Here is a 23,643-nt window from a genome sequence, read left to right as displayed (position 1 = left end):
ATTCGCCACACCTGTCAGAACTTCCTTTTATTTACTAGAGCCATTGCTTTATCCGTGTTAGCAAAGTGGAGCTTCACAAAGGAGGGGAGAATATCACGCCCTTTACTCACGATCAGCTTGGCCGCAGCCACATCTACCTGTGCCCCTGCACCCTTTGGAATCTTAAAACCCGCTGCTTCACTCAGCTTGTCTATATATTGGACGAAGGCGTAGCGAGCTAGAATACTAGCGGCAGCAACAGCTAAATGAATTCCTTCTGCTTTCGTGCTGAAACAAACCTTTTCTTTAGCAATCGCTTTTTGGCTTTTCAGATGCTGAAAATAAGTACTCGGCTGTACAAATTGATCAATGAGAATCGCTTCTGGCTGATTGGGGGCAATCTTCTCCAGAACATTTAATATCGCCTGATTATGAAGAATCGCCTTCATTTTCCCTTGTGACATGCCCGACTGCTGCAGCTTATTATATTTGTCATTTTTCAAAGTCATTAAGCTGAACGGTACAACATCCTTGATAACCTTTGCAATCGCAATAATTTTTTCATCATTTAAGTCCTTTGAATCGCGGACACCTAATTCTTTTAATAGAGGGATATGTTCTTTTTTTACATAGGCGGCAACAACGGTAATCGGACCGAAAAAGTCTCCCGTCCCCACTTCATCAGAACCAATAGCAGACATTTGACTGATGCCAGGTGGCAAATCCCCTTTAGCAGAAGAAACAACCTTTTTAGCACCACCAGCCCCAGCTGATAAAGCAACACTGCCCCATCTACCAGCTTCCTTTTCACTATCATTTCCCTGAAATAACACCTTGCCGGAATTGTATGCTGTGATGACACAACCTGGAGTCTTGGCCGAAAACACGCTTCCAGGCGGATTTTTTTCCACCAGCTGCTTCGAGTAATACTTCTTCATTTCCGCAATTTCATTTATTCCTAATTTAATTACCACATTTCCCAAGTAAAAAACACCACATTTCCACTTATTATTATCTCTTAAACTCAAGCTATCTCTAGTTTTTAATTAGTTTGACTTTTCCAGTTCGAATAGTTCATGTTATGATAGAGAGTAGGATTCTTTGATTGGAGGCATTTGCGTTGTCAAACACACAAAAACACAGAACAACCGTAGATATTTACGGTCAGCAATACGTTATTATGGGTACGGAAAGCCCAAGTCATATTAGGCTTGTAGCATCTTTAGTTGACGATAAAATGCGGGAAATCAGTTCTAAGAATCCATCTCTGGACGTTAGTAAGCTTGCCGTTTTAACAGCCGTAAACGCAGTCAATGATTATATTAAAATTAAGGACCAATTCGACCGACTGCAAACAGAACTACTAAAGGAAAAGGACTAATTTATCATGTTAGATTTAGCTATTATTATTCTCTTAATTATTGGATTCTTTGTTGGCCTTAAAAGAGGCTTTATTCTGCAACTTGTGCATTTAACCAGTTTTATTATTGCATATGTAGTCGCTACAATATACTATGAAGAGCTGGCTCCAAAGTTAACCCTGTGGATTCCCTATCCTAACCTAGGTGAAGGAACAACTTTAAAGCTCTTAACTGATAGCACCAATATGGAGACCGCATTCTATCGTGCCATCTCTTTTGTAATTATCTTTTTTGCTGTGAAAATCCTCTTGCAAGTAATAGGGTCCATGCTGGATTTCATTGCTCATTTGCCGGTTCTACGCCAGTTAAATGTGTGGGCAGGAGGAATCTTCGGTTTCTTGGAAGTCTATCTCATTATATTTATTTTATTATATATTGCTGCTTTGATTCCAATAGATTTTTTACAAAATCCTTTGGACAACTCGTTTATGGCAAAAGCAATTGTGAACCACACCCCTATCCTTTCACAGCAAATAAAGAGCTTGTGGATTGAATATACAGCTGCTTGAACTTCTCTGTAGCAGAGAAGTTTTTCTATTCTGCCATAAAGTAGGCTAAAATGAAAATGCTAAATATGAGGCGGGTGAATCATAATGGAAGTTAATAAAAAAGATTTGATTCGTTTACTAGAAACGATTGCTATTTATATGGAATTAAAAGGAGAGAATCCTTTCAAGGTATCGGCCTTCCGTAAGGCAGCTACTGCACTTGAAACAGATGAGCGAACTTTAACAGAAATTGAGGATTTTACAGCGATCTCAGGAATTGGAAAAGGGACTGCCGCTGTCATAGAGGAATACATGAAAGAGGGATCCTCTTCCGTGTTAGCTGAGCTCAAGGAAGAAGTCCCATCAGGACTCATTCCGTTACTGCAGCTTCCTGGTCTTGGCGGTAAGAAAATTGCCAAGCTATACAAAGAATTAGGGGTCGTAGACGTTTCTAGCTTAAAAGAAGCCTGCCAAACAGGAAAAGTGCAGGCGCTTGCTGGATTTGGTAAGAAGACGGAAGAAAAAATCTTAAGTGCTATTGCAAATGTAGGAACTCGACCTGAGCGGCTACCGCTAGCTTACATGCTCCCAATTGCGGAACAGATCGAGGTCAGACTTGCTGAAACCTCGGCTATCGATCGTTTTTCAAGGGCAGGAAGCATGCGAAGAATGAGAGAGACGATTAAAGATTTAGACTTTATTATAGCAACCACTCAACAAGAGAATGTTCGTCAATCTCTATTAGAATGGCCAAATATCAAAGAAGTGGTTGGTGCGGGTGATACGAAGGTCTCCTTAGTTTTTGCCTTTGATTATGATGTCTCCGTTGATTTTCGTTTGGTGAAGCCGGAGGAATTTATTACAACCTTGCATCATTTTACAGGGTCAAAGGACCACAATGTCCGCATGAGGCAGCTTGCTAAAGAACGCGGGGAGAAGATTAGTGAGTATGGAGTAGAGAATGTTGAGACTGGTGAAATTCTTACCTTCTCGTCTGAAGAGGAATTTTTCAAGCATTTTGACCTCCCGTTTATTCCACCTGAAATTAGGGAGGACGGTAGAGAAGTAGATACATTCACAGCTCAGCAAGAATTAATTGAGCTTGAAGATATAAAAGGGGATCTCCACATGCATTCTACGTGGAGTGATGGGGCCCATTCCATTGAGGAAATGGCGGAAGCGTGTCGTGCAAGAGGGTATCAGTATATGGCAATTACCGACCATTCCCAATATTTAAAGGTAGCGAATGGACTGACGCGTGAAAGACTGTTAAAGCAGAGGGAAGAAATCAAACAATTAAATGAGAAATACGATGATTTTCTCATCCTTTCAGGAGTAGAAATGGATATTCTTCCTGATGGGACGTTGGATTATGAAGACGACTTCCTGGCAGAAATGGATTTTGTTATTGCCTCCATTCATTCGGCCTTTTCTCAGCCGAGGGAAAAAATTATGGAGCGTTTAAAAACCGCTTTAACCAATCACCATGTGGATTTAATTGCCCACCCGACAGGCAGAAAAATTGGCCGTCGAGAAGGATATGACGTGGATATTGATTTACTAATTGGACTAGCTAAAGAAACCAATACAGCTTTAGAACTAAATGCAAATCCAAATCGTCTTGATTTGGCTTCAGAATATTTAAGAAAAGCACAGGATTCAGGTGTAAAGATTCTCATCAATACAGATGCACACAAAATGGATACATTAAAGCATATGGAAATAGGTGTTTCCACAGCCAAAAAGGGATGGATTAAGAAATCTTCGGTGATAAATGCACTTGATAAGAATGAACTGCTTGAATTCCTGCATAATCGATAATAAGGAGGATATACTCCATGCAAGAAAGAGCATTAAAAGTATTAGAATTCACCAAAGTGAAGGAACAGCTGTTAAACCATGCTTCTTCTTCACTTGGTATGGAAAAAATAAAGAACTTGATGCCATCAATTGATTTTGATGAAGTGGTTGCACTTCAAGCAGAAACAGATGAGGCTGCCACTGTCTTACGTATAAAAGGAAATGTTCCACTATCAGGGGTTTATGATATTCGTGCTCATGTTAAACGGTCGGTCATTGGGGGTGTTCTTAGCCCACAAGAGTTGATCCAAATTGCCAGCACCATTCATGCCAGTCGACAGATGAAACGTTTTATTGAGGAGCTTGCTGCTGAGAGAACAGAGCTTCCCATCTTATCCGAACAAGTGGAGCGAATTATCCCACTTACAAACCTAGAGCAAGCCATCAAATATGCCATTGATGAAAGTGGAGAAGTATTAGATGGAGCAAGTGATCTTTTACGTTCCTTAAGACATCAGCTTCGCTCGAATGAAGCGAGGGTACGGGAAAAATTAGAAAGTATGATTCGTTCCTCCAATGCGAGTAAAATGCTTTCCGATGCGATTGTTACCATTCGTAATGACCGGTTTGTTATTCCTGTTAAGCAGGAGTACCGCGGCCATTACGGTGGGATTATCCATGACCAAAGTTCATCCGGGCAAACCTTATTTATTGAGCCCCAAGTGATTGTGCAGTTAAATAATCAATTGCAGGATATTCGGGTCAAGGAACAACTAGAAATTGAACGGATCCTTTCCGAACTTTCCGCGCAAGCTGCAGAGCATGAAAGTGAGCTGCAGGTGATTGTTGCCGTGTTAGCAAATTTGGATTTTATCTTTGCAAAAGCTAGATATGGCAAACAAATGAAAGCTTCCATGCCGATTATGAATCATGAGGGAAGAATTGCCTTATATAAGGCGAGACATCCATTAATTCCAATCGATGAAGTCGTTGCCAATGACATTATACTTGGGAAAGACTACACGACGATTGTCATTACCGGACCGAATACAGGGGGAAAAACGGTAACTTTAAAAACGCTAGGATTGTGTTCCTTAATGGCTCAGGCGGGATTACAAGTGCCTGCCTATGACGGGTCAGAACTAGCTGTCTTTGATGCGATTTATGCCGATATTGGTGATGAACAGTCCATCGAACAAAGCCTAAGTACGTTTTCATCGCATATGGTTAATATCGTCGACATTTTAAATAAAGTGGACTTTAACAGCCTTGTTTTGTTTGATGAGCTTGGAGCAGGAACGGATCCTCAGGAAGGTGCGGCACTAGCCATCTCTATATTAGATGAAGTGCATAGAAGAGGTGCGAGGGTAATCGCAACAACACACTATCCTGAATTAAAAGCCTATGGCTACAACCGAGAGGGCGTGCTAAACGCTAGTGTGGAATTTGATGTAGAGACATTAAGTCCAACGTATAAATTGCTATTAGGTGTCCCAGGGAGAAGTAATGCCTTTGAGATTTCAAAACGATTAGGGCTTAATGATCGAGTCATACAATTGGCACGCTCGCATGTTAGCGAAGATACGAATCAAATCGATAAAATGATTGCTTCCTTAGAAGAAAGCAAACGACAAGCAGAGAAAGAACAAGAGGAAGCCCGCGATTTCTTGAAGCAGGCAGAGATACTTCAAAAAGACATGCAAAAGCAAATGATGGAATTTTACGAGAAGAAAGACTCCATGCTGGAAAAAGCGGCTGAAAAAGCGGAAGAGATTGTAGAAGAGGCTAAGACGGAGGCAGAGAAGGTTATTCGGGACCTCCGCAAAATGAGAACGGAAAAGCATGCTGACATTAAAGAGCATGAATTAATTGATGCGAAAAAGCGTCTTGAAAAAGCAGCTCCAGAAATTAAGAAATCAGCGAAGCTGACCAATAAGAAAAATAAGACGCATACCTATATGCCTGGAGATGAAGTGAAAGTCCTTACTTTTGGCCAAAAAGGCACGCTAGTCGAACGTGTGTCAGCAAATGAATGGCAGGTTCAGATTGGGATTTTGAAGATGAAGGTCAAGGAGAAGGATATGGAGTATATGAGCACCCCAAAGCAAGTGGAGACAAAACCAATTGCTATTGTAAAAGGGCGGGACTCATATGTTAAACTAGAACTAGACCTTCGCGGTGAGAGATATGAAGATGCTTTATTAAAAGTAGAAAAGTATATTGATGATGCCCTTCTATCAAGTTATCCACGCGTATCCATCATCCATGGGAAAGGGACTGGGGCCTTAAGGCAGGGAGTTCAGGAGTATTTAAAAAATCATCGTTCCGTTAAAAAAATTCGCTTTGGAGAAGCTGGAGAAGGCGGATCTGGCGTTACCATAGTAGAATTTAAATAATGACCGGGGAGATTAAGCTATGGACCAGTTTTGGGAGAACGAATATATTCAAATAGCTGCCTATTATAGTGTAGTTATTTTATGTATGATTGTTTTTTTAGCCATTTTTGAAGTAGTAACGAAGTATAAAAATTGGGTTGAAATAAAAAATGGGAATATTTCTGTTGCGATGGCTACCGGCGGGAAAATATTTGGTGTAGCTAATATTTTTCGCCATACTATTGAGGCACATAGTTCCTTACTTAACATGATTGGCTGGGGAATATATGGTTTTACGCTTTTATTAATTGGCTATTTTATTTTCGAATTTTTAACACCAAAATTCAAGATTGACGAAGAAATTCAAAAAGACAATCGTGCAGTGGGGCTGATTTCAATGGTCATTTCAATTGGATTATCTTATGTCATTGGGGCAGGAATTTAGTTAGGGGAGAAAAGAGTGGAGACATTAGCTAAAATCCTTCTTGGATTATGTGGCTTATTTTTACTAATAGGAATTATATATATGGTGTTTTTTGCATAGGCTCTGTTAAACTTGCCTGTTGATTTCCGCTCCAGGCACGAGCGGTTCGTGGGTGTTTCGGCGAGCCTCCTCGGCGCTTGCGCCTGCGGGGTCTCCCCTGAACCATACTCCCACAGGAGTCTTCGTGCCTTCCGGTCCAATCAACAGGGTGTATAAATCAACACTGTCCTTTAACACAGCCTTTGCATAAAGAACTACTAAACAATCTTTAGGATGAAAGAGGCTGACATCAATCAGCCTCTTTTTTCTGTACTATTATTCAGTGGTTTCATTGTTAATTGTCACATGCTGTACTATAATAGATAGTGAAATTAGAATTTTTAAAATTATTTATACAAAAAGGGAGGTTTATTATGTTAGAGTCTAAACCGTGGTTAGACATTTATCCGAAAGACATTCCCGCTACACTGCACTACTCCCAAGATCCTGTTCAAAGTTACTTGCAAAAAACAGCGGAAAGGTTTCCAGATAAGATTGGGATTCATTTCATGGGAAAAGAGTTAACCTACAAGAAACTTTATGAAGAGGCCTTGAATTTTGCAGGGTATTTACAGGAAATAGGTATCTCAAAAGATGACCGAATTGCCATCATGCTCCCAAATACTCCGCAGGCTGTCATAAGTTATTTTGGTATTCTGATGGCAGGCGGAATTGTTGTACAGACCAATCCTTTATATACGGAACGTGAGCTTGAATACCAAATGAAGGATTCCGGAGCAAAGGCCATCATCACATTAGATATCCTCTACCCCCGTGTATCGAAAATCATGCCGCAGACTGATTTACAGCATATTATTGTAACCGCTATCAAAGATTACCTGCCATTCCCGAAAAATCTTGCCTATCCTTTCATCCAGAAAAAACAATATGGAATTGTAGTAAAAGTAAAACATGAAGGAAGTACCCATCTGTTCACAGAAATTGTAAAAATTAAACCGAAGAAATTAACCACGTTTGAAGTCAATCCTGAAGAGGACATTGCGTTACTTCAGTATACTGGGGGAACAACCGGTTCTCCAAAGGGAGTCATGCTTACCCACAAAAACTTAATTTCAAATACAGCAATGAGTGAAGCCTGGTTATACAAAGCGAAATTGGGTGAAGAATCGATGCTGGGAATTGTCCCCTTTTTCCATGTCTATGGAATGACAGTTTGCATGATTTTATCGATAAAGATGGCATGTAAAATGATTCTATTGCCTAAATTTGATGCTGTAACCACCTTGAAAACAATTCACAAACAGCGGCCAACCTTATTTCCTGGGGCACCAACCATTTATATTGGATTATTAAACCATCCGGATTTGGAAAAATATGACCTTTCTTCCATTGAAGCCTGTATCAGTGGCTCAGCACCACTTCCACTCGAGGTTCAGGACAAATTTGAAGAAGTTACAGGTGGTAAGCTTGTAGAAGGGTATGGCTTATCAGAAGCTTCTCCGGTTACCCATTCCAACTTCTTGTGGGATGTAGAACGTGTGAAGGGAAGCATTGGCGTACCTTATCCTGATACGGATGTCAAAATCCTTTCAGTCGATACAGGTGAGCCCGTACCAATAAAAGAAATAGGCGAAATTGTAATCAAGGGACCGCAAGTGATGAAAGGCTACTGGAATCGGCCTGCAGAAACCGAGGAAGTCTTAAAAGATGGCTGGCTATATACTGGTGACCTTGGGTATATGGATGAAAAGGGTTATTTTTATGTCGTTGACCGTAAAAAAGATATGATTATTGCAGGGGGATATAATATTTATCCACGAGAAATAGAAGAAGTTTTATATGAACATCCAGATGTGCTTGAGGCAGTTGCGGCCGGGGTGCCAGACCCATACCGCGGAGAAACAGTCAAAGCCTACATCGTTTTAAAAGATGGTTCATCTGTGACAGAAGAAGAAATGAATCAATTTGCAAGAAAATATTTGGCTGCCTACAAAGCACCAAGGCTATATGAATTTAGAAAAGAATTGCCTAAAACAGCCGTTGGAAAAATTTTAAGAAGAATGCTTGTAGAAGAAGAGATGAGAAAAATAGAAGAAGAAAGTACAAAGCAGGCCTAACAGCCAATAGCTCAGATTTTTTTTTGAATTCATATGCTTGTCTATAAAAAGAAATCATACTATCATTAAGTTGTTCAACAGTATTTCTTGACAGAAATACATATAATCACTATTATTAAAATATGAATGATGATTCATTCATATTTTTTGATTATAAGAATGTATTAAATGCGACTTCGAGAATTGTCCAGCTCCAGCGCCTAGCCCCTCGGGTCAAATAACCTTCGGCAATAAAAGTCAAAAGGCGGACTTTTCTTGCCGAAGAACATTTGCCTGTCGGGGCTGACCAAGGCGCTTGCGCTTTTCTAATTGCTTAAAGCTTCAAAGGAGGGTTAGACATGAAAAAGAGTAAGCCTAAATATATGCAGATCATTGATGCAGCAGTGATTGCCATTGCTGAAAATGGCTACCATCAAGCACAGGTTTCGAAAATTGCGAAACAGGCTGGGGTAGCAGATGGCACCATTTATCTGTACTTTAAGAACAAAGAAGACATCCTAATCTCTCTCTTTGAAGAAAAAATGGGAAATTTCATTGAAAAAATAGATAACATGATTGCAGGAAAAGGGACGGCGGCAGAGAAATTATTAAAGATGATAGAAGCTCATTTCAGTATGCTCTATGAGGATCATCACTTAGCAATTGTCACGCAGCTAGAGCTCCGTCAATCCAATAAGGAATTGAGACTCCGCATCAACAACGTTTTAAAAGGATATTTAAAGGTAATTGATAAGGTGCTAATTGAAGGCAAAGAAACCGGTGAGTTTTCAAATGACCTTGATATTCGCCTTGCCCGACAAATGATTTTTGGAACGATTGATGAAACGGCAACATCATGGGTAATGAATGAAGAAAAGTATGATTTACTTGCATTGGCATCACCAGTTCATCGGCTTTTAATCAATGGAATTGGAGGCCGGTAAAGTTTAGAGGAGGAGAAATTATTGGAATACTTAAAGTGGTCTAATCAAGATCGTATTGCTACCATTACGATTCAACGTCCTCCGGCAAACGCCCTTTCATCAGGTTTATTAAGGGAACTGTCGGCGGTACTTGACGAAATTGAACCGAACCGTGATATACGTGTTATTGTTATTCATGGTGAAGGACGCTTTTTTTCAGCAGGTGCCGATATTAAGGAATTTACGACAGTTACTTCTTCAGAAGGCTTTGCTAACCTTGGGAAGTTTGGACAAGATTTATTTGATCGCATGGAGAAATTTCCTAAACCTATTATCGCAGCTATTCATGGGGCCGCTCTTGGCGGTGGATTAGAGCTTGCAATGGCATGCCATATCCGCCTTGTCAGTGAGAATGCAAAGCTTGGCTTACCTGAATTACAGCTTGGTCTAATTCCAGGATTTGCAGGGACACAGCGTCTTCCTAAATATGTAGGTGTGGCAAGGGCAGCTGAAATGCTGTTCACTTCTGAGCCTATTACAGGCGTAGAGGCAGTCCAATATGGGCTGGCTAATCATGCGTACCCAGAAAGCGAAGTATTAGAGCAAGCCTACATACTTGCAGAAAAAATTGCTAAGAAAAGTCCTGGCTCCATCAGTGCAACGATTCAATTATTGAATTTTGCCAAGACGGAAGAATTTTATGAAGGTTCACAGAAAGAAGCAGAGCTGTTTGGTCAAGTTTTTGTTTCTAATGATGCAAAAGAAGGGATCCAAGCCTTTCTTGAAAAAAGAGAGCCACATTTTAAAGGTGAATAAAGCTTCTTAAGTTTTGCTTAAGAAGTTTTTATAAAAAAATTTTTTTCTATAAAATTTTCTCAATCTTTAGAACTGAAAAAATGTTTGAATTTTCTTAGGAGGCGAAACCATGAACATTTATGTATTAATGAAAAGAACCTTTGATACAGAGGAAAAGATTACGATTTCAGGCGGCAAAATCAATGAAGACGGTGCAGAATTTATTATCAATCCATACGACGAATATGCGATTGAAGAAGCGATTCAAGTCCGTGATGCAAAGGGTGGAGAAGTGACTGTTATTTCTGTAGGGAATGAAGAAACAGAAAAACAATTGCGTACAGCCCTTGCTATGGGTGCAGATAAAGCTGTTCTAATTAATACTGAAGATGATGTGGAAAACGGTGACCAATTTACAACTGCTAAAATCCTTGCCGAATATCTAAAGGATAAAGAAGTTGATTTAATTATTGGTGGAAATGTGGCTATTGACGGTGGAACAGGACAAGTAGGACCAAGAGTAGCCGAACTCCTCAATATTCCGTATGTAACTACCATTACGAAACTCGAAATTGATGGAACAAATGTGACTGTTACTCGTGACGTTGAAGGTGATTCAGAAGTCATTGAAACAAGCCTTCCACTTTTAGTTACAGCACAACAAGGGCTTAATGAGCCGCGCTATCCATCTTTACCTGGAATTATGAAAGCGAAGAAAAAGCCGCTTGAGGAATTAGAATTAGATGATCTTGATCTTGAAGAAGAGGATGTAGAAGCAAAAACTAAAACAATTGAAATTTATTTGCCGCCTAAAAAAGAGGCTGGAAAGGTCTTAGCTGGCGATTTAAATGATCAGGTTAAAGAACTTGTTCAACTTCTTCATACTGAAGCAAAAGTAATCTAATCGTAAATTCATAAAAATTGTTTTCAGGAGGTAAATGAAATGACTAGAAAAGTATTGGTATTAGGAGAAGTTCGTGACGGATCATTACGTAATGTATCTTTCGAAGCTGTTGCAGCAGCAAAAACAGTTGCAGAGGGCGGAGAAGTTGTTGGTGTATTAGTGGGCGAATCTGTAAGCGCTTTAGGTGCGGAGTTAGTTCAATACGGGGCTGACCGTGTAGTGGTAGTTGAGCATGAGAATTTAAAACAATATTCTTCTGATGGTTATGCTCAAGCCTTATTAGCTGTCATTGATCAAGAGAAGCCTGAAGGATTAGTGTTTGGTCATACTGCATTAGGAAAAGACCTTTCACCAAGGATTGCTGGTAAGCTCTCATCGGGTCTAATCTCCGATGCAACAGCAGTAGAGACAGCGGGCGGAAACATTGTATTTACTAGACCAATTTATTCTGGTAAAGCATTTGAAAAGAAAATTGTAACAGACGGCGTAATTTTTGCTACCGTACGTCCGAACAATATTGCCCCATTAGCAAAAGATGAAAGCAGAAGCGGTGAGGTTTCCTTACTATCTGTGGAAATTAAAGACCTTCGTGCAATTATTAAAGAAGTAGTAAGAAAAGCAAGTGAAGGTGTGGATCTAAGTGAGGCTAAAGTAGTTATTTCTGGCGGCCGTGGCGTGAAAAGTGCAGAAGGATTCAAACCGCTGAAAGAACTTGCTGACGTACTAGGAGGAGCAGTTGGTGCTTCTCGAGGAGCATGTGATGCCGACTATTGTGATTATTCTTTACAAATTGGGCAAACAGGAAAGGTTGTAACTCCCGATCTATACATTGCCTGCGGTATTTCAGGTGCAATCCAGCATTTAGCCGGTATGTCTAACTCGAAAGTGATTGTTGCCATTAACAAGGATCCAGAAGCCAACATTTTCAAAGTGGCAGATTACGGAATCGTTGGTGACCTTTTCGAGGTTGTACCTTTACTAACAGAAGAGTTTAAAAAACTTAAAGTTCACTCATAATAATAAAGTGGAGAGCGAGCGGCCAAATCCGCTCGCTTTTATCATGAAAAAATCAAGCATACTTATCGCAGGATGGGGTATATTAGTTGCGAAACATATTATTAGCTTGATTTTCCAAACGATGTTATACTTTCGGTAGTAATTCAGTATTCAATAGGAGGTCAATATATAATGGCTATTTCACATTTAACAGATCAAAATTTCTCATCAGAAACAGGTTCAGGTACTGTACTTGTTGATTTCTGGGCACCATGGTGTGGACCTTGTAAAATGATCGCTCCAGTTCTTGAAGAACTTGATGCAGAAATGGGAGACAAAGTAAAAATCACTAAATTAGATGTAGATGATAACCCACAAACAGCAGCTAATTTTGGCGTTATGAGCATCCCAACCTTATTAGTTTTCAAAAATGGCGAAGTTGTAGATAAAGTAGTCGGCTTCCAACCTAAAGATGCATTAGCAAGTGTGTTACAAAAGCACGTATAAACCAATAGAAATTAAACCTTAGCTGGACACGTTCTGGCTAAGGTTTTTTTGTGTATTACAAAACCTCCCACTTTCCTTTATCAACAGATGTGTTAAAATTTTATGGATAGAATAAAAGACGGAGGAGTGGCCGGAGTGAATGAAAATATTAAACAAAAATTAACCCTGCTGCCTGACCAGCCTGGCTGCTACTTAATGAAAGACCGTCAGGGGACAATTATTTATGTAGGGAAGGCAAAAATATTAAAGAACCGCGTTCGTTCTTATTTTACCGGCTCACACGACGGAAAGACGTTAAGACTTGTTAATGAAATAGAAGACTTTGAGTACATTGTTACCTCATCCAATATAGAAGCTTTGATACTTGAACTAAATCTCATTAAAAAATATGATCCAAAATACAATATCATGCTGAAGGATGACAAAAGCTATCCGTTTATTAAGCTGACAGCAGAGAGACACCCCAAGCTGATTATCACAAGAAAAGTAAAAAAAGATAAAGGCAAATACTTTGGTCCTTACCCTAACGTTGGAGCAGCAAATGAAACAAAGAAACTACTAGACCGTATTTATCCGTTGCGAAAATGTGCGACTCTCCCTGACCGAGTTTGTTTATATTACCATTTAGGCCAGTGTCTCGCCCCATGTGTAAACGAAGTTCCTGAGGCACAGTATAAGCAAATGACGGATGAAATTACTCGATTTTTAAATGGCGGATATAAGGAAATAAAAAAAGAACTAACCGAAAAAATGACGGCAGCAGCAGAAGAATTGGATTTTGAAAGAGCAAAAGAGTTCCGTGATAAAATCGTCCATATTGAAACCATCATGGAAAAGCAAAAAATTACCATGACGGATTTCACGGACCGGGATGTGTTTGGTTATGCTGTTGACAAAGGCTGGATGTGTGTACAGGTCTTTTTTGTCCGTCAAGGAAAGCTGATTGAGCGGGATGTTTCCATGTTTCCCATCTACAATGAGCCAGAGGAAGAAATCCTTACGTTTTTAGGACAATTTTATCAAAAAGCCAATCACTTTAAGCCAAAGGAAATCCTGATCCAAGATGAAATTGATTTGAATATGACTGCACAGCTCCTAGAAGTGAAGGTTCTTCAACCGAAAAAGGGACAAAAGAAGGACCTTGTTAACCTTGCAATCAAAAATGCAAAAATTGCCCTAAATGAAAAGTTTTCATTAATTGAGAAGGATGAAGAACGAACCATTAAGGCAGTAGAAAACCTCGGAAAGCTTCTTGGAATTTATACACCCCATCGGATTGAGTCTTTCGATAACTCTAATATACAAGGGACAGATCCCGTTTCAGCGATGGTTGTGTTTACGGATGGGAAAGCGAATAAGAGAGAATATCGCAAGTATAAAATCAAGTCTGTAAAGGGACCGGATGATTATGAATCGATGAGGGAAGTAACTAGAAGAAGATACTCGAGAGCCTTAAAAGAAAATCTTCCTCTACCGGACCTTATTATTATTGATGGTGGAAAAGGACATGTAGAAACGGTAAGGGATGTTTTAGAAAATGAATTAGGATTAGATATCCCACTATCGGGTCTTGTAAAGGATGAAAAACACCGTACATCGCAATTGTTATACGGCAATCCGTTAGAAATTGTTCCACTTGAACGGAACAGCCAGGAGTTTTATTTACTGCAACGTATTCAAGATGAGGTTCACCGCTTTGCCATTACCTTTCACCGCCAAATACGTGGAAAGAGCGCCTTTCAATCATTGTTGGATGATATCCCGGGGATTGGGGAGAAACGCAAAAAATTATTGCTTAAACAGTTTGGTTCTGTAAAAAAAATGAAGGAAGCCAGTCTGGAGGAATTTACCGACATGGGTATTCCATCAAATGTGGCAGAAGAGTTAATGAAAAAACTTCAAGAATAGTTATTGTCAGAATAAATTGACCATGCTATAATTAGTGAAAATTTAAATTACTATCACTTTATAGTACTAAAGTGAAGGTAGAGGTGCGAGCTTCAAGAGTAATGATTCTGAGAAGGATGAGCTTCAAGGAAGAATCATGAAAGGGGATGTTCGCCGAAGTAAAGAAAGTCTCATTTCTTTCTTTGCTGGTCCTGTATTGAATAAATGCCGGATTGTCAAGACGCAGGTCTTGGAGAGCTATCTTAAGTTATTTGTACAGGAATTTATTTTTCGTGTTCAAAAAGCAATGAGATGCCTCTCATTGCTTTTTTATTTATATTTTGTAGCAAAATAGGTAGAGCATAACTGAAAGAAGGGGAAATGATGGGCTTAGTTGTACAAAAATTCGGGGGAACCTCCGTTGGCAATGTAGAAAGAATTTTAAATGTAGCAGCCTGTGTAAAAGATGAAACAGAGAGAGGCAATAACGTTGTTGTCGTTGTTTCTGCTATGGGAAAATCCACGGACAAGCTTGTTGGTCTAGCGAAGGAAATTTCCAATCAACCTAATAAACGGGAAATGGATATGCTCCTTTCGACAGGCGAGCAGGTAACCATTGCCTTATTATCTATGGCTTTAAATCAACAAGGTCTACCAGCGGTTTCCTATACAGGCTGGCAAGCGGGAATTGTAACAGAACCTGTCCATGGAAACGCACGAATTTCAACTATCAAGACAGAATCCATTAAAAACCAACTTGCAGAAGGCAAGGTTGTTATTGTAGCAGGATTCCAAGGAATAACTGAAGATGGGGAAATCACCACTCTTGGTCGAGGGGGATCTGATACGACAGCAGTTGCATTAGCAGCGGCGTTAAAAGCAGATAAATGTGATATTTACACGGATGTAACAGGTGTATTTACAACAGATCCAAGATATGTGAAAGAGGCCCGTAAGTTATTATCCGTTTCCTATGACGAAATGCTGGAGCTTGCCAATCTCGGTGCAGGTGTACTGCATCCAAGAGCGGTAGAATTTGCTAAAAATTATCAAGTAAGACTTGAAGTCCGTTCAAGCATGGAGAAAATCGAAGGAACAGTCATTGAGGGGGAAGCAACAATGGAACAAAATTTAGTTGTACGTGGTGTCGCGTTTGAAGATGATATTACAAAGGTTACCGTTTTGGGGTTAACCAATTCCTTAACCAGTTTATCAACGATTTTTACTACTCTTGCTCAAAATCACATTAACGTTGATATTATTATTCAAAGCACAACAGAAGGAGGTACGGCTAATTTATCCTTCTCTATACATACCGATGATTTGTTAGAGACATTAAAGGTATTAGAAGACAATAAAGCTGTACTTGGCTATGAACAACTTGATGCAGAGAATAAACTGGCAAAGGTTTCTATTGTGGGTTCAGGCATGATTTCTAATCCGGGTGTGGCTGCGAAAATGTTTGAAGTTCTTGCTTCAAATGGCATCCAAATCAAAATGGTCAGCACCTCTGAAATTAAAGTGTCTGCTGTTTTAGAAGAGAAGAATATGTTAAAAGCAGTTGAACTCCTCCACCGTGCATTTGAGCTTGGAAATTAACAAAGAAGAGGCTGACTCGTTGGAATGTGAGTCAGCCTCTTTCCGATATTAAATTAGATCTTTACGATCCCATTTAACAGTAAACTGGACTTTGTTTGCTTTTTTTACAGGGTGTTCAAACGCTTCTGCAATCACTTCTTTTTGCAGTTCAATTTGTTGAGCAAGGAAGCCGGCTTCGAGTTGGAAGAAGTGTTCTGCTTTTGATTTCACACGAGAAACAATGAGTGGGCTTACTAGTTCGAATTCGATTTCATTTTTCGTCTCTTTTATTATTTCAAGCTGTCCCCAAGAAGCATTAGTAAAAAATTCAACTAATGTTTCGTGGTCAGGTAATGGGAACTTTCGTGCAAGACGTTTTCCTGCCCAGTATAAGATTTCAGGAGTGTCTTTGCCTAGGATCTCTGGCAAAAGGTATTCCCTAATGATTTCATACCCAAACATTGAAATGGTTCTTGGTTCTGGCTCTTCAGTATTCAAATGTTGATTAACGGCTGTACTTTCTTTCACAAGCTTCCCCTCTTTCTATCATTCTATTATATACATTTTGATTTATTTTTCAGTACTGAATTGCTGAAAATGTGAATAAATCCTTTTGTGAATGATATGTTATTTCGAAATATCTTATCTTATTTATCATCATAATTATCTTATCCGTTTGAGGGGAAATACCAACCGTAAGATGTTGGTAATTAAATGTAATAATATGGGTTGTGTGGGGAAATGAAGCAGCTGTTTTTCTAAAAATGGTACTATCCTATTATAATATCAATATATTTTAAAAATTTTATTTTTTGATAAAGATTATGTATCCGTTTTCTTGACGCTCTATGTCGATGGGAGTAAAATGGACATGTCACATTATTGTCACAGTAGTATTGGGTTAAGTTTCTTTAAGGGGTACATAGAAGAAAGAGCTTAACATCATTTTTTAAAAATTAAGGGGGGTAAATGTATGGCGGGGAATCGAGAGTTTGCTAATCGCAGATTACATTCGCTGCTAGGGGTCATTCCGATTGGAGTGTTTCTTACACAGCATCTTGTAGTCAATCATTTTATCACTGGAGGTCAAGAGTCTTTCAATAAGGCTGCAGGCTTCATGGGAAGTCTACCATTCCGCATTGTCTTAGAAACTGTAATTATTTATTTACCATTGCTATTTCATGCAATCTATGGACTTTATATTGCTTTTACCGCTAAAAGTAATGTAAAAAGATTTGGTTTCTTTAGGAACTGGATGTTCATGCTTCAACGTGTATCAGGCGTAATCACGCTCATCTTTATTACGTGGCACGTTTGGCAAACACGTGTAGCAGCGGCGTTTGGTGCGGAAGTATCCTATGATATGATGCATAATATTTTGACATCACCATTTATGTTTGTTTTCTATTTAGTGGGAATCCTTTCAACTATTTTCCACTTTGCAAACGGACTTTGGTCCTTCTTTGTTAGCTGGGGGATCACAGTATCACCTCGCTCACAAGTCATTTCTACATACGTGACCGTTGGTGTTTTTATTGTTCTTTCTTTCATTGGAATTCAAACACTTATCGCATTTGTTCAATAACTATTTAATGATCGGAAAAATATAGTATTTTTTGGATTAAGGGAGTGAGTCACGAATGAGTAAAGGTAAAGTGATCGTAGTCGGCGGCGGCTTAGCTGGCTTAATGGCTACCATCAAGGCTGCAGAATCAGGAACTCCGGTAGAGCTTTTTTCTCTTGTTCCGGTTAAACGTTCTCACTCTGTTTGTGCCCAAGGCGGTATTAATGGAGCAGTAAATACAAAAGGTGAAGGGGATTCCCCGTGGATTCACTTTGATGATACGATTTATGGCGGAGACTTTTTAGCGAATCAACCGCCAGTTAAAGCCATGTGTGATGCAGCACCTGGTATTATCAATTTATTTGACCGGATGGGTGTTATGTTTAACCGTACACCAGAGGGTCTTTTAGACTTCCGCCGTTTTGGAGGAACACAACATCACCGTACAGCTTTTGCTGGTGCTACAACTGGTCAGCAATTGTTATATGCATTAGATGAGCAAGTTCGCCGCCATGAAGTGGACGGATTAGTTACAAAATATGAAGGCTGGGAATTCCTTGGTGCGGTCGTTGACGATGAAGGCGTTTGCCGTGGGATTGTTGCTCAGGACTTAAAAACGATGGAAATCAGATCGTTTGCCGCTGATGCAGTTATTATGGCAACTGGTGGCCCTGGTATTATTTTTGGTAAGTCAACAAACTCTGTTATCAATACAGGATCCGCTGCTTCTATTGTTTATCAGCAAGGTGCATCTTATGCAAACGGAGAAATGATTCAAATTCATCCAACTGCTATTCCTGGAGATGATAAGCTTCGTTTAATGAGTGAGTCCGCTCGTGGTGAAGGTGGTCGTATTTGGACGTACAAAGACGGTAAACCTTGGTATTTCCTAGAAGAAAAATATCCGGCTTATGGAAACCTAGTTCCACGTGATATTGCGACACGTGAAATCTTTGATGTTTGCGTTAGTCAGAAACTTGGAATTAACGGCGAAAACATGGTTTTCCTTGACTTATCTCATAAGGATCCACATGAGTTAGACGTAAAACTGGGCGGAATCATTGAAATTTATGAAAAGTTCATGGGAGATAATCCACGTAAAGTCCCAATGAAGATTTTCCCAGCTGTTCACTACTCAATGGGTGGACTATGGGTTGATTATGATCAAATGACAAGTATCCCGGGTCTTTTTGCAGCTGGTGAGTGTGATTATTCACAACACGGTGCCAATCGATTAGGTGCAAACTCCTTGCTTTCAGCTGTATACGGAGGAATGGTTGCAGGACCAAATGCAGTTAAATATATCAGCGGCCTTGAGAAGAGTTCTGATGCTGTATCTTCTACTGTTTTTGACCGTCATGTAAAGGAACAGGAAGAAAAATGGAATTCAATCATGTCATTGAACGGTACAGAAAATGCCTACATCATTCACAAGGAACTTGGTGAATGGATGACAGATAACGTAACTGTTGTTCGTTACAATGACAAGCTGTTAAAGACAGATCAAAAGATTCAAGAGTTATTAGAGCGCTATCAAAATATTAATATCAATGATACATCGAAATGGAGCAACCAAGGAGCTGCGTTCACTAGACAGTTACAAAATATGCTTCAATTAGCACGTGTTATTACAATCGGAGCGTATAACCGTAATGAGAGCCGTGGTGCTCACTATAAACCAGAATTCCCTGAGCGTAACGATGAAGAGTTTATGAAAACAACAATGGCGAAATTTGTTGATGCTAAATCAGCTCCAGCCTTCCATTATGAAGAGATTGACGTATCTTTAATTAAGCCACGGAAACGAGATTACACTACAAAGCATTAATAGAAAGGGGAGTGGGTAATAATGTCTGAAAATAAAACAGTTAAGTTTCTAGTTATGCGTCAGGATACCCCGGATGCTACTCCTTACGAGGAGGAATTTGAGGTTCCATATCGTCCAAATATGAACGTCATTTCCGCTTTGATGGAAATTCGTAAGAATCCTGTGAACGCAAAGGGACAAGCCTCTACTCCAATCACTTGGGAAATGAACTGTCTCGAAGAAGTCTGTGGTGCTTGTTCAATGGTTATTAACGGTAAGCCTCGTCAATCCTGTTCGGCATTGATTGATCAATTAGAGCAACCTATCCGTTTAGAGCCAATGAGAACATTCCCAGTTGTGAGGGACCTTGCGGTAGACCGAAGCAGAATGTTTGATGCTTTAAAGAAAGTAAAGGCATGGATTCCTATTGATGGAACATACGATTTAGGACCAGGACCTCGTATGCCGGAGAAAAAGCGTCAGTGGGCATATGAGCTTTCAAAGTGTATGACATGTGGTGTCTGCCTAGAGGCATGTCCAAATGTGAACAGTAAATCTGACTTTATCGGGCCGCAGCCGCTTTCTCAGGTTCGCCTATTTAACGCACATCCTACAGGGGAAATGAATAAGGCTGAGCGTTTAGAAGCGATCATGGGTGAGGGCGGTCTTGCCAACTGTGGTAACTCACAAAACTGTGTTCAATCTTGTCCAAAAGGTATTCCGTTGACTACCTCCATTGCTGCATTGAACCGTGACACCACTTTCCAAGCGTTTAGAAACTTCTTCGGAAGTGACCATAGTTAATAAGTTCAAGGTCTCTAGTGCCTATGATTTCAATCTTAAAACCTTCTTTTCTAGTATGAAAAGGAGGTTTTTTCGTACTATAGGAAAGTATAAAATTCGACTTCGAGAATGGTCCAGCTCCAGCGCCTAGCCCCTCGGGTCAAATAACCTTCGGCAATAAAAGTCAAAAGGCGGACTTTTCTTGCCGAAGAACATTTGCCTGTCGGGGCTGACCAAGGCACTTGCGCTTTTCTTATTTTAAATACGGACGAATACTTTGTTATACTATACATATCATTACCATTAAAAATAGGGAGGGGATTTATTGAAATCAAAACTTCCACTGCTCATTATATTAATAGGTGTTATTGTATTAGGAATCGGCATTTGGCAGCTAATTGATGGTAAACTCCAAACAAATGATTCGCTGCAGAAAGCAAAAGAATTAGTTTCAAAGCAGCCTGCTGATCCTCCCTATAATAAGAGAAAAAACGATAGCCCTCCTCCACAAACGGGCGATACGGTCGGACTATTAACGATTCCCAAAATTAAAGCTGACCTAGCTATTATTGAAGGAACAGATCCGGATGACCTTGAGAAGGGAGTCGGACATTACAAAGGCTCTTTTTACCCTGGTGATAAAGGGCAGATTGTTTTGTCAGGACATAGGGATACGGTATTTCGGCGATTAGGGGAGCTGAAAATTGGTGATTCACTAAAGATGCAAATGCCCTATGGAAATTTCACCTATGAAATTACCCACACTAAAATTGTTCAATCAAATGATACAAGTATTATCACCTTACAAAAGCAGAAAGAAGAACTAATTTTAACCACCTGCTATCCATTTCGTTATATAGGAAATGCGCCAAAACGATATATCATTTATGCGAAGCTTACAGGTTCCTAATTGTTAGGGCCTTTTTTTTATTTTCTCATAAGAAAAAAAGTCACTACATTTGTATCGTTCACATAAGATATGGTGACTAAATATATACCCACCCCGTGTTCATAACTGGCGAGGCAAGGAGGGTTACATTACTTGAAGGAGAATGATTATAATCACAAGCCGTTACTCACCAAACGTGAAAGAGAAGTATTCGAATTACTAGTACAAGACAAAACAACGAAAGAAATCGCTGGTGAATTATTTATAAGCGAAAAAACGGTTCGAAATCACATATCAAATGCCATGCAAAAGCTTGGTGTTAAGGGGCGTTCACAAGCAGTTGTAGAGCTCCTTCGAATGGGAGAGCTAGAACTTTAAATATGACCGGCGTCCGTTTAGGAGGCCGGTTCATATGTCTCAGACCATAAAAGAGCTATAGTTTTTACCAATGTTTGATTTAATGGTTGGTAATGTAAATATAGAATAAGTAAATGGAAAAATGTTCAAAAAATATTGAAAAAATAATTAGTTAAATTTACAATGAAATTAGGATAAAAGATTCAATACGTTTATCTTAATTAGGGGCAAATTGTAATTTTAACTAGATAACATTGATTGTTCTTTGCAGCTTCAAAAGCAAAAGAGTGGACTTGAATTAGACAAAAACTATTGTTCTAAAAGCAAGCCAAGATGGGAATAAATCCATCTTGGCTTTTTATATAATGACTGGTGACTACGGGAAAGGAACTGATAAAGAGAGATGAATGGTTCTGTAGAAGCAATTAAGAGTGAAAAGAAACTGTTATTAAGACATTTTTTAGATGACAATCTAAGCAGATTTGAAACCTTGTTTGCTTGTAATCCAGATAGTATTTTTACCATGGACTTAGAAGGACATATTGTTCAAGTGAATCCTGCATTTGAAAGCTTAACAGAATTCTCAGCGGAAGAGTCTTTGCGATTGAAACTCCAATTTCTTTTTCCAATCGAAGATATGAATAAAATATTTCACCATTTTCATAAAGCTTCTTTCGGCGAATTTCAAAATTTTGATTGTAGGATACAAAATAAAGCAGGAAAGCTCATTGATTTGAATGTCACACAAATTCCTATTAGTGTTGATAACCAAATAGTAGGCGTCTCTGCGGTTGCAAAAGATATAACCCATTTAAAAAGAAAAAAAGAGGAAGCTAGAAAAGTAGAAGTCATGCATCATATATTGACTGATAATGTACTCGATATCATTATTAGTACCAATTTATCGGGCGAAATTCTTTATGTTTCCCCCTCCAGTGAGCATATCCTTGGATATTCATCTGAAGAATTATACAGAAAAAATATTTTTTCATTCATACATACTGATGACACTGTTCGTGCTTTTCAGGATCGCAAAAGTGTTTTGAATGAACATATAAATGGAAGAGGCTCCTATCGTATAGCCAAAAAGAATGGAGAGTATATTTGGGTTGAAATTCTTTGCAAACCAGTTATTGACCCCGATACCCATCTTGTTTTAGAAATAGTAAGTGTCATAAGAGATATAACAGAGCAGATCAATACAAAGGAGCTCTTACTAAACTCGGAAAAATTAAGCGTTGCAGGACAGTTGGCGGCGGGGATTGCACACGAGGTTCGGAATCCACTTACTGCAATTAAAGGCTTTCTACAGCTAATGGAAAATCAATTAGATAATAAGACATACTTTACTATTATCCAATCTGAAATCGATCGGATTGAGCTCATTTTAAGCGAATTATTGGTACTAGCTAAGCCTCAAGACTTGAAATTTGAAGTAGAGAATATCATTACACTTATGGAAAACGTAAAGACACTAATAAATACGCAAGCCATTATGAATGGAGTTCAAATAGAAACCATTTATGACAGTGATAGCTTTAGCATTCGCTGTGATAGAAACCAGTTAAAACAAGTGTTCATTAATATCTTGAAGAACTCTATCGATGCGATGCCAAAAGGTGGAGTGATTACCGTTGGAATGAAACAGCACAGTGAGGGTAAGGTCAAGATTATTTTTAAGGATACAGGGTGTGGCATGCCACAGCATATTTTAAAGAGAATTGGAGAACCCTTCTTTACAACTAAAGAAAGCGGTACAGGTTTAGGGATTATGATTTCAAAGCAAATTGTTGAAAATCATCATGGCAGTGTTCATTTTTGGAGTGATAAAAAGGGAACAATGGTTGAACTTATTCTGCCTGTAGAAAGCTAGTATGCTAACTCGGCATCCGTTTTTCTTACTTAAGTCTTGAATTTTTTGCGAAAAAAGTAGAAAATAAGTACAAGCTTGAGACGTTCAGCGTGGCATAAGGGCTTTAATGAAAAGTCTTGAGGAGAAGCCTACTAATA

21 protein-coding genes and 1 riboswitch are annotated in these 23,643 nt (G+C 39.2%); of the genes, 19 read left to right on the top strand and 2 right to left on the bottom strand.

Going from position 1 to position 23,643, the window contains the following annotated elements; translation table 11 throughout:
* Positions 1-14 precede the first annotated feature (14 nt).
* Entirely contained in the window at positions 15-962 is a 948-nt protein-coding gene (gene rnhC / locus AC3A54_RS03850) for a ribonuclease HIII (RefSeq protein ID WP_335545457.1), read from the bottom strand.
* Between the two features lie 137 nt (positions 963-1,099).
* Between rnhC and zapA the strand changes: the two genes are divergently transcribed.
* The 13 genes from zapA to AC3A54_RS03785 all read left to right on the top strand — a co-directional run bounded on the left by zapA (position 1,100) and on the right by AC3A54_RS03785 (position 16,254).
* Entirely contained in the window at positions 1,100-1,360 is a 261-nt protein-coding gene (zapA, locus tag AC3A54_RS03845) for a cell division protein ZapA (protein WP_308082955.1), read from the top strand.
* Between the two features lie 6 nt (positions 1,361-1,366).
* Positions 1,367-1,909 carry a CvpA family protein gene (locus AC3A54_RS03840; RefSeq protein ID WP_308082956.1) on the top strand — a complete coding sequence of 181 codons (543 nt, stop codon included), beginning with the start codon at positions 1,367-1,369 and terminating at the stop codon, positions 1,907-1,909.
* 84 nt (positions 1,910-1,993) lie between these two features.
* Positions 1,994-3,709 carry a DNA polymerase/3'-5' exonuclease PolX gene (gene polX, locus AC3A54_RS03835; RefSeq protein WP_487653375.1) on the top strand — a complete coding sequence of 572 codons (1,716 nt, stop codon included), beginning with the start codon at positions 1,994-1,996 and terminating at the stop codon, positions 3,707-3,709.
* A gap of 17 nt (positions 3,710-3,726) precedes the next feature.
* Positions 3,727-6,084: an endonuclease MutS2 gene (locus AC3A54_RS03830; RefSeq protein WP_487653374.1), complete on the top strand. Its 2,358-nt coding sequence runs from the start codon at positions 3,727-3,729 to the stop codon at positions 6,082-6,084.
* 19 nt (positions 6,085-6,103) lie between these two features.
* Positions 6,104-6,508: a DUF350 domain-containing protein gene (locus AC3A54_RS03825; RefSeq protein ID WP_335545465.1), complete on the top strand. Its 405-nt coding sequence runs from the start codon at positions 6,104-6,106 to the stop codon at positions 6,506-6,508.
* A 452-nt stretch (positions 6,509-6,960) separates the two neighbouring features.
* On the top strand, positions 6,961-8,664 hold the full coding sequence (locus AC3A54_RS03820; RefSeq protein ID WP_487653373.1) for an AMP-binding protein: 1,704 nt from the start codon (positions 6,961-6,963) through the stop codon (positions 8,662-8,664).
* Positions 8,665-9,002: 338 nt separating this feature from the next.
* A complete protein-coding gene (fadR, locus tag AC3A54_RS03815) occupies positions 9,003-9,587 on the top strand; it encodes a fatty acid metabolism transcriptional regulator FadR (RefSeq protein WP_308082962.1) in 585 nt (194 codons plus the stop codon).
* A 21-nt stretch (positions 9,588-9,608) separates the two neighbouring features.
* Positions 9,609-10,382 (top strand): enoyl-CoA hydratase, encoded by a 774-nt coding sequence (locus AC3A54_RS03810; RefSeq protein ID WP_335534016.1) that lies wholly within the window; start codon positions 9,609-9,611, stop codon positions 10,380-10,382.
* A 109-nt stretch (positions 10,383-10,491) separates the two neighbouring features.
* Positions 10,492-11,265: an electron transfer flavoprotein subunit beta/FixA family protein gene (locus tag AC3A54_RS03805; RefSeq protein WP_309860252.1), complete on the top strand. Its 774-nt coding sequence runs from the start codon at positions 10,492-10,494 to the stop codon at positions 11,263-11,265.
* Between the two features lie 39 nt (positions 11,266-11,304).
* Entirely contained in the window at positions 11,305-12,282 is a 978-nt protein-coding gene (locus AC3A54_RS03800) for an electron transfer flavoprotein subunit alpha/FixB family protein (protein ID WP_487653372.1), read from the top strand.
* A gap of 171 nt (positions 12,283-12,453) precedes the next feature.
* Positions 12,454-12,768 (top strand): thioredoxin, encoded by a 315-nt coding sequence (trxA, locus tag AC3A54_RS03795; RefSeq protein WP_487653371.1) that lies wholly within the window; start codon positions 12,454-12,456, stop codon positions 12,766-12,768.
* 135 nt (positions 12,769-12,903) lie between these two features.
* On the top strand, positions 12,904-14,676 hold the full coding sequence (uvrC, locus tag AC3A54_RS03790; protein ID WP_335544345.1) for an excinuclease ABC subunit UvrC: 1,773 nt from the start codon (positions 12,904-12,906) through the stop codon (positions 14,674-14,676).
* Between the two features lie 70 nt (positions 14,677-14,746).
* A riboswitch (Lysine riboswitch) is annotated at positions 14,747-14,924 on the top strand.
* A 115-nt stretch (positions 14,925-15,039) separates the two neighbouring features.
* The gene (locus AC3A54_RS03785) at positions 15,040-16,254 is read left to right on the top strand and encodes an aspartate kinase (RefSeq protein ID WP_335544352.1); all 1,215 of its coding nucleotides are present in this window, start codon (positions 15,040-15,042) and stop codon (positions 16,252-16,254) included.
* 48 nt (positions 16,255-16,302) lie between these two features.
* On the opposite strand, the gene AC3A54_RS03780 is transcribed toward AC3A54_RS03785, so the two are convergent.
* On the bottom strand, positions 16,303-16,761 hold the full coding sequence (locus tag AC3A54_RS03780) for a YslB family protein (protein ID WP_487653370.1): 459 nt from the start codon (positions 16,759-16,761) through the stop codon (positions 16,303-16,305).
* A 445-nt stretch (positions 16,762-17,206) separates the two neighbouring features.
* Here AC3A54_RS03780 and AC3A54_RS03775 point away from each other — a divergent pair, with 445 nt between their 5' ends.
* From AC3A54_RS03775 to AC3A54_RS03750, 6 genes are all read left to right on the top strand, one after another.
* On the top strand, positions 17,207-17,818 hold the full coding sequence (locus AC3A54_RS03775) for a succinate dehydrogenase cytochrome b558 subunit (RefSeq protein WP_487653369.1): 612 nt from the start codon (positions 17,207-17,209) through the stop codon (positions 17,816-17,818).
* A gap of 55 nt (positions 17,819-17,873) precedes the next feature.
* Positions 17,874-19,625, top strand: a complete 1,752-nt coding sequence (gene sdhA / locus AC3A54_RS03770; protein WP_335544347.1) for a succinate dehydrogenase flavoprotein subunit — start codon at positions 17,874-17,876, stop codon at positions 19,623-19,625.
* A gap of 21 nt (positions 19,626-19,646) precedes the next feature.
* Entirely contained in the window at positions 19,647-20,408 is a 762-nt protein-coding gene (gene sdhB / locus AC3A54_RS03765) for a succinate dehydrogenase iron-sulfur subunit (protein WP_335534027.1), read from the top strand.
* A gap of 304 nt (positions 20,409-20,712) precedes the next feature.
* The gene (locus AC3A54_RS03760; protein WP_487653368.1) at positions 20,713-21,297 is read left to right on the top strand and encodes a class D sortase; all 585 of its coding nucleotides are present in this window, start codon (positions 20,713-20,715) and stop codon (positions 21,295-21,297) included.
* A gap of 132 nt (positions 21,298-21,429) precedes the next feature.
* Entirely contained in the window at positions 21,430-21,654 is a 225-nt protein-coding gene (gene gerE / locus AC3A54_RS03755; protein ID WP_007087335.1) for a spore germination transcription factor GerE, read from the top strand.
* Between the two features lie 382 nt (positions 21,655-22,036).
* Positions 22,037-23,506 carry a PAS domain-containing sensor histidine kinase gene (locus tag AC3A54_RS03750; protein ID WP_487653367.1) on the top strand — a complete coding sequence of 490 codons (1,470 nt, stop codon included), beginning with the start codon at positions 22,037-22,039 and terminating at the stop codon, positions 23,504-23,506.
* Positions 23,507-23,643 lie beyond the last annotated feature (137 nt).

It is taken from the genome of Neobacillus sp. Soil_C_43 (assembly GCF_057656715.1).
Note: the sequence above shows the minus strand (reverse complement) of the source record. Positions and strands in the feature narration are given on the sequence as shown.

Coding starts and splice junctions, on each gene's coding strand:
- AC3A54_RS03840 (WP_308082956.1), top strand. CDS start 1,367: ATGTTAGATTTAGCTATTATTATTCTCTTAATTATTGGATTCTTTGTT.
- polX (WP_487653375.1), top strand. CDS start 1,994: ATGGAAGTTAATAAAAAAGATTTGATTCGTTTACTAGAAACGATTGCT.
- AC3A54_RS03830 (WP_487653374.1), top strand. CDS start 3,727: ATGCAAGAAAGAGCATTAAAAGTATTAGAATTCACCAAAGTGAAGGAA.
- AC3A54_RS03825 (WP_335545465.1), top strand. CDS start 6,104: ATGGACCAGTTTTGGGAGAACGAATATATTCAAATAGCTGCCTATTAT.
- AC3A54_RS03820 (WP_487653373.1), top strand. CDS start 6,961: ATGTTAGAGTCTAAACCGTGGTTAGACATTTATCCGAAAGACATTCCC.
- fadR (WP_308082962.1), top strand. CDS start 9,003: ATGAAAAAGAGTAAGCCTAAATATATGCAGATCATTGATGCAGCAGTG.
- AC3A54_RS03805 (WP_309860252.1), top strand. CDS start 10,492: ATGAACATTTATGTATTAATGAAAAGAACCTTTGATACAGAGGAAAAG.
- AC3A54_RS03800 (WP_487653372.1), top strand. CDS start 11,305: ATGACTAGAAAAGTATTGGTATTAGGAGAAGTTCGTGACGGATCATTA.
- trxA (WP_487653371.1), top strand. CDS start 12,454: ATGGCTATTTCACATTTAACAGATCAAAATTTCTCATCAGAAACAGGT.
- AC3A54_RS03785 (WP_335544352.1), top strand. CDS start 15,040: ATGGGCTTAGTTGTACAAAAATTCGGGGGAACCTCCGTTGGCAATGTA.
- AC3A54_RS03775 (WP_487653369.1), top strand. CDS start 17,207: ATGGCGGGGAATCGAGAGTTTGCTAATCGCAGATTACATTCGCTGCTA.
- sdhA (WP_335544347.1), top strand. CDS start 17,874: ATGAGTAAAGGTAAAGTGATCGTAGTCGGCGGCGGCTTAGCTGGCTTA.
- sdhB (WP_335534027.1), top strand. CDS start 19,647: ATGTCTGAAAATAAAACAGTTAAGTTTCTAGTTATGCGTCAGGATACC.
- AC3A54_RS03750 (WP_487653367.1), top strand. CDS start 22,037: ATGAATGGTTCTGTAGAAGCAATTAAGAGTGAAAAGAAACTGTTATTA.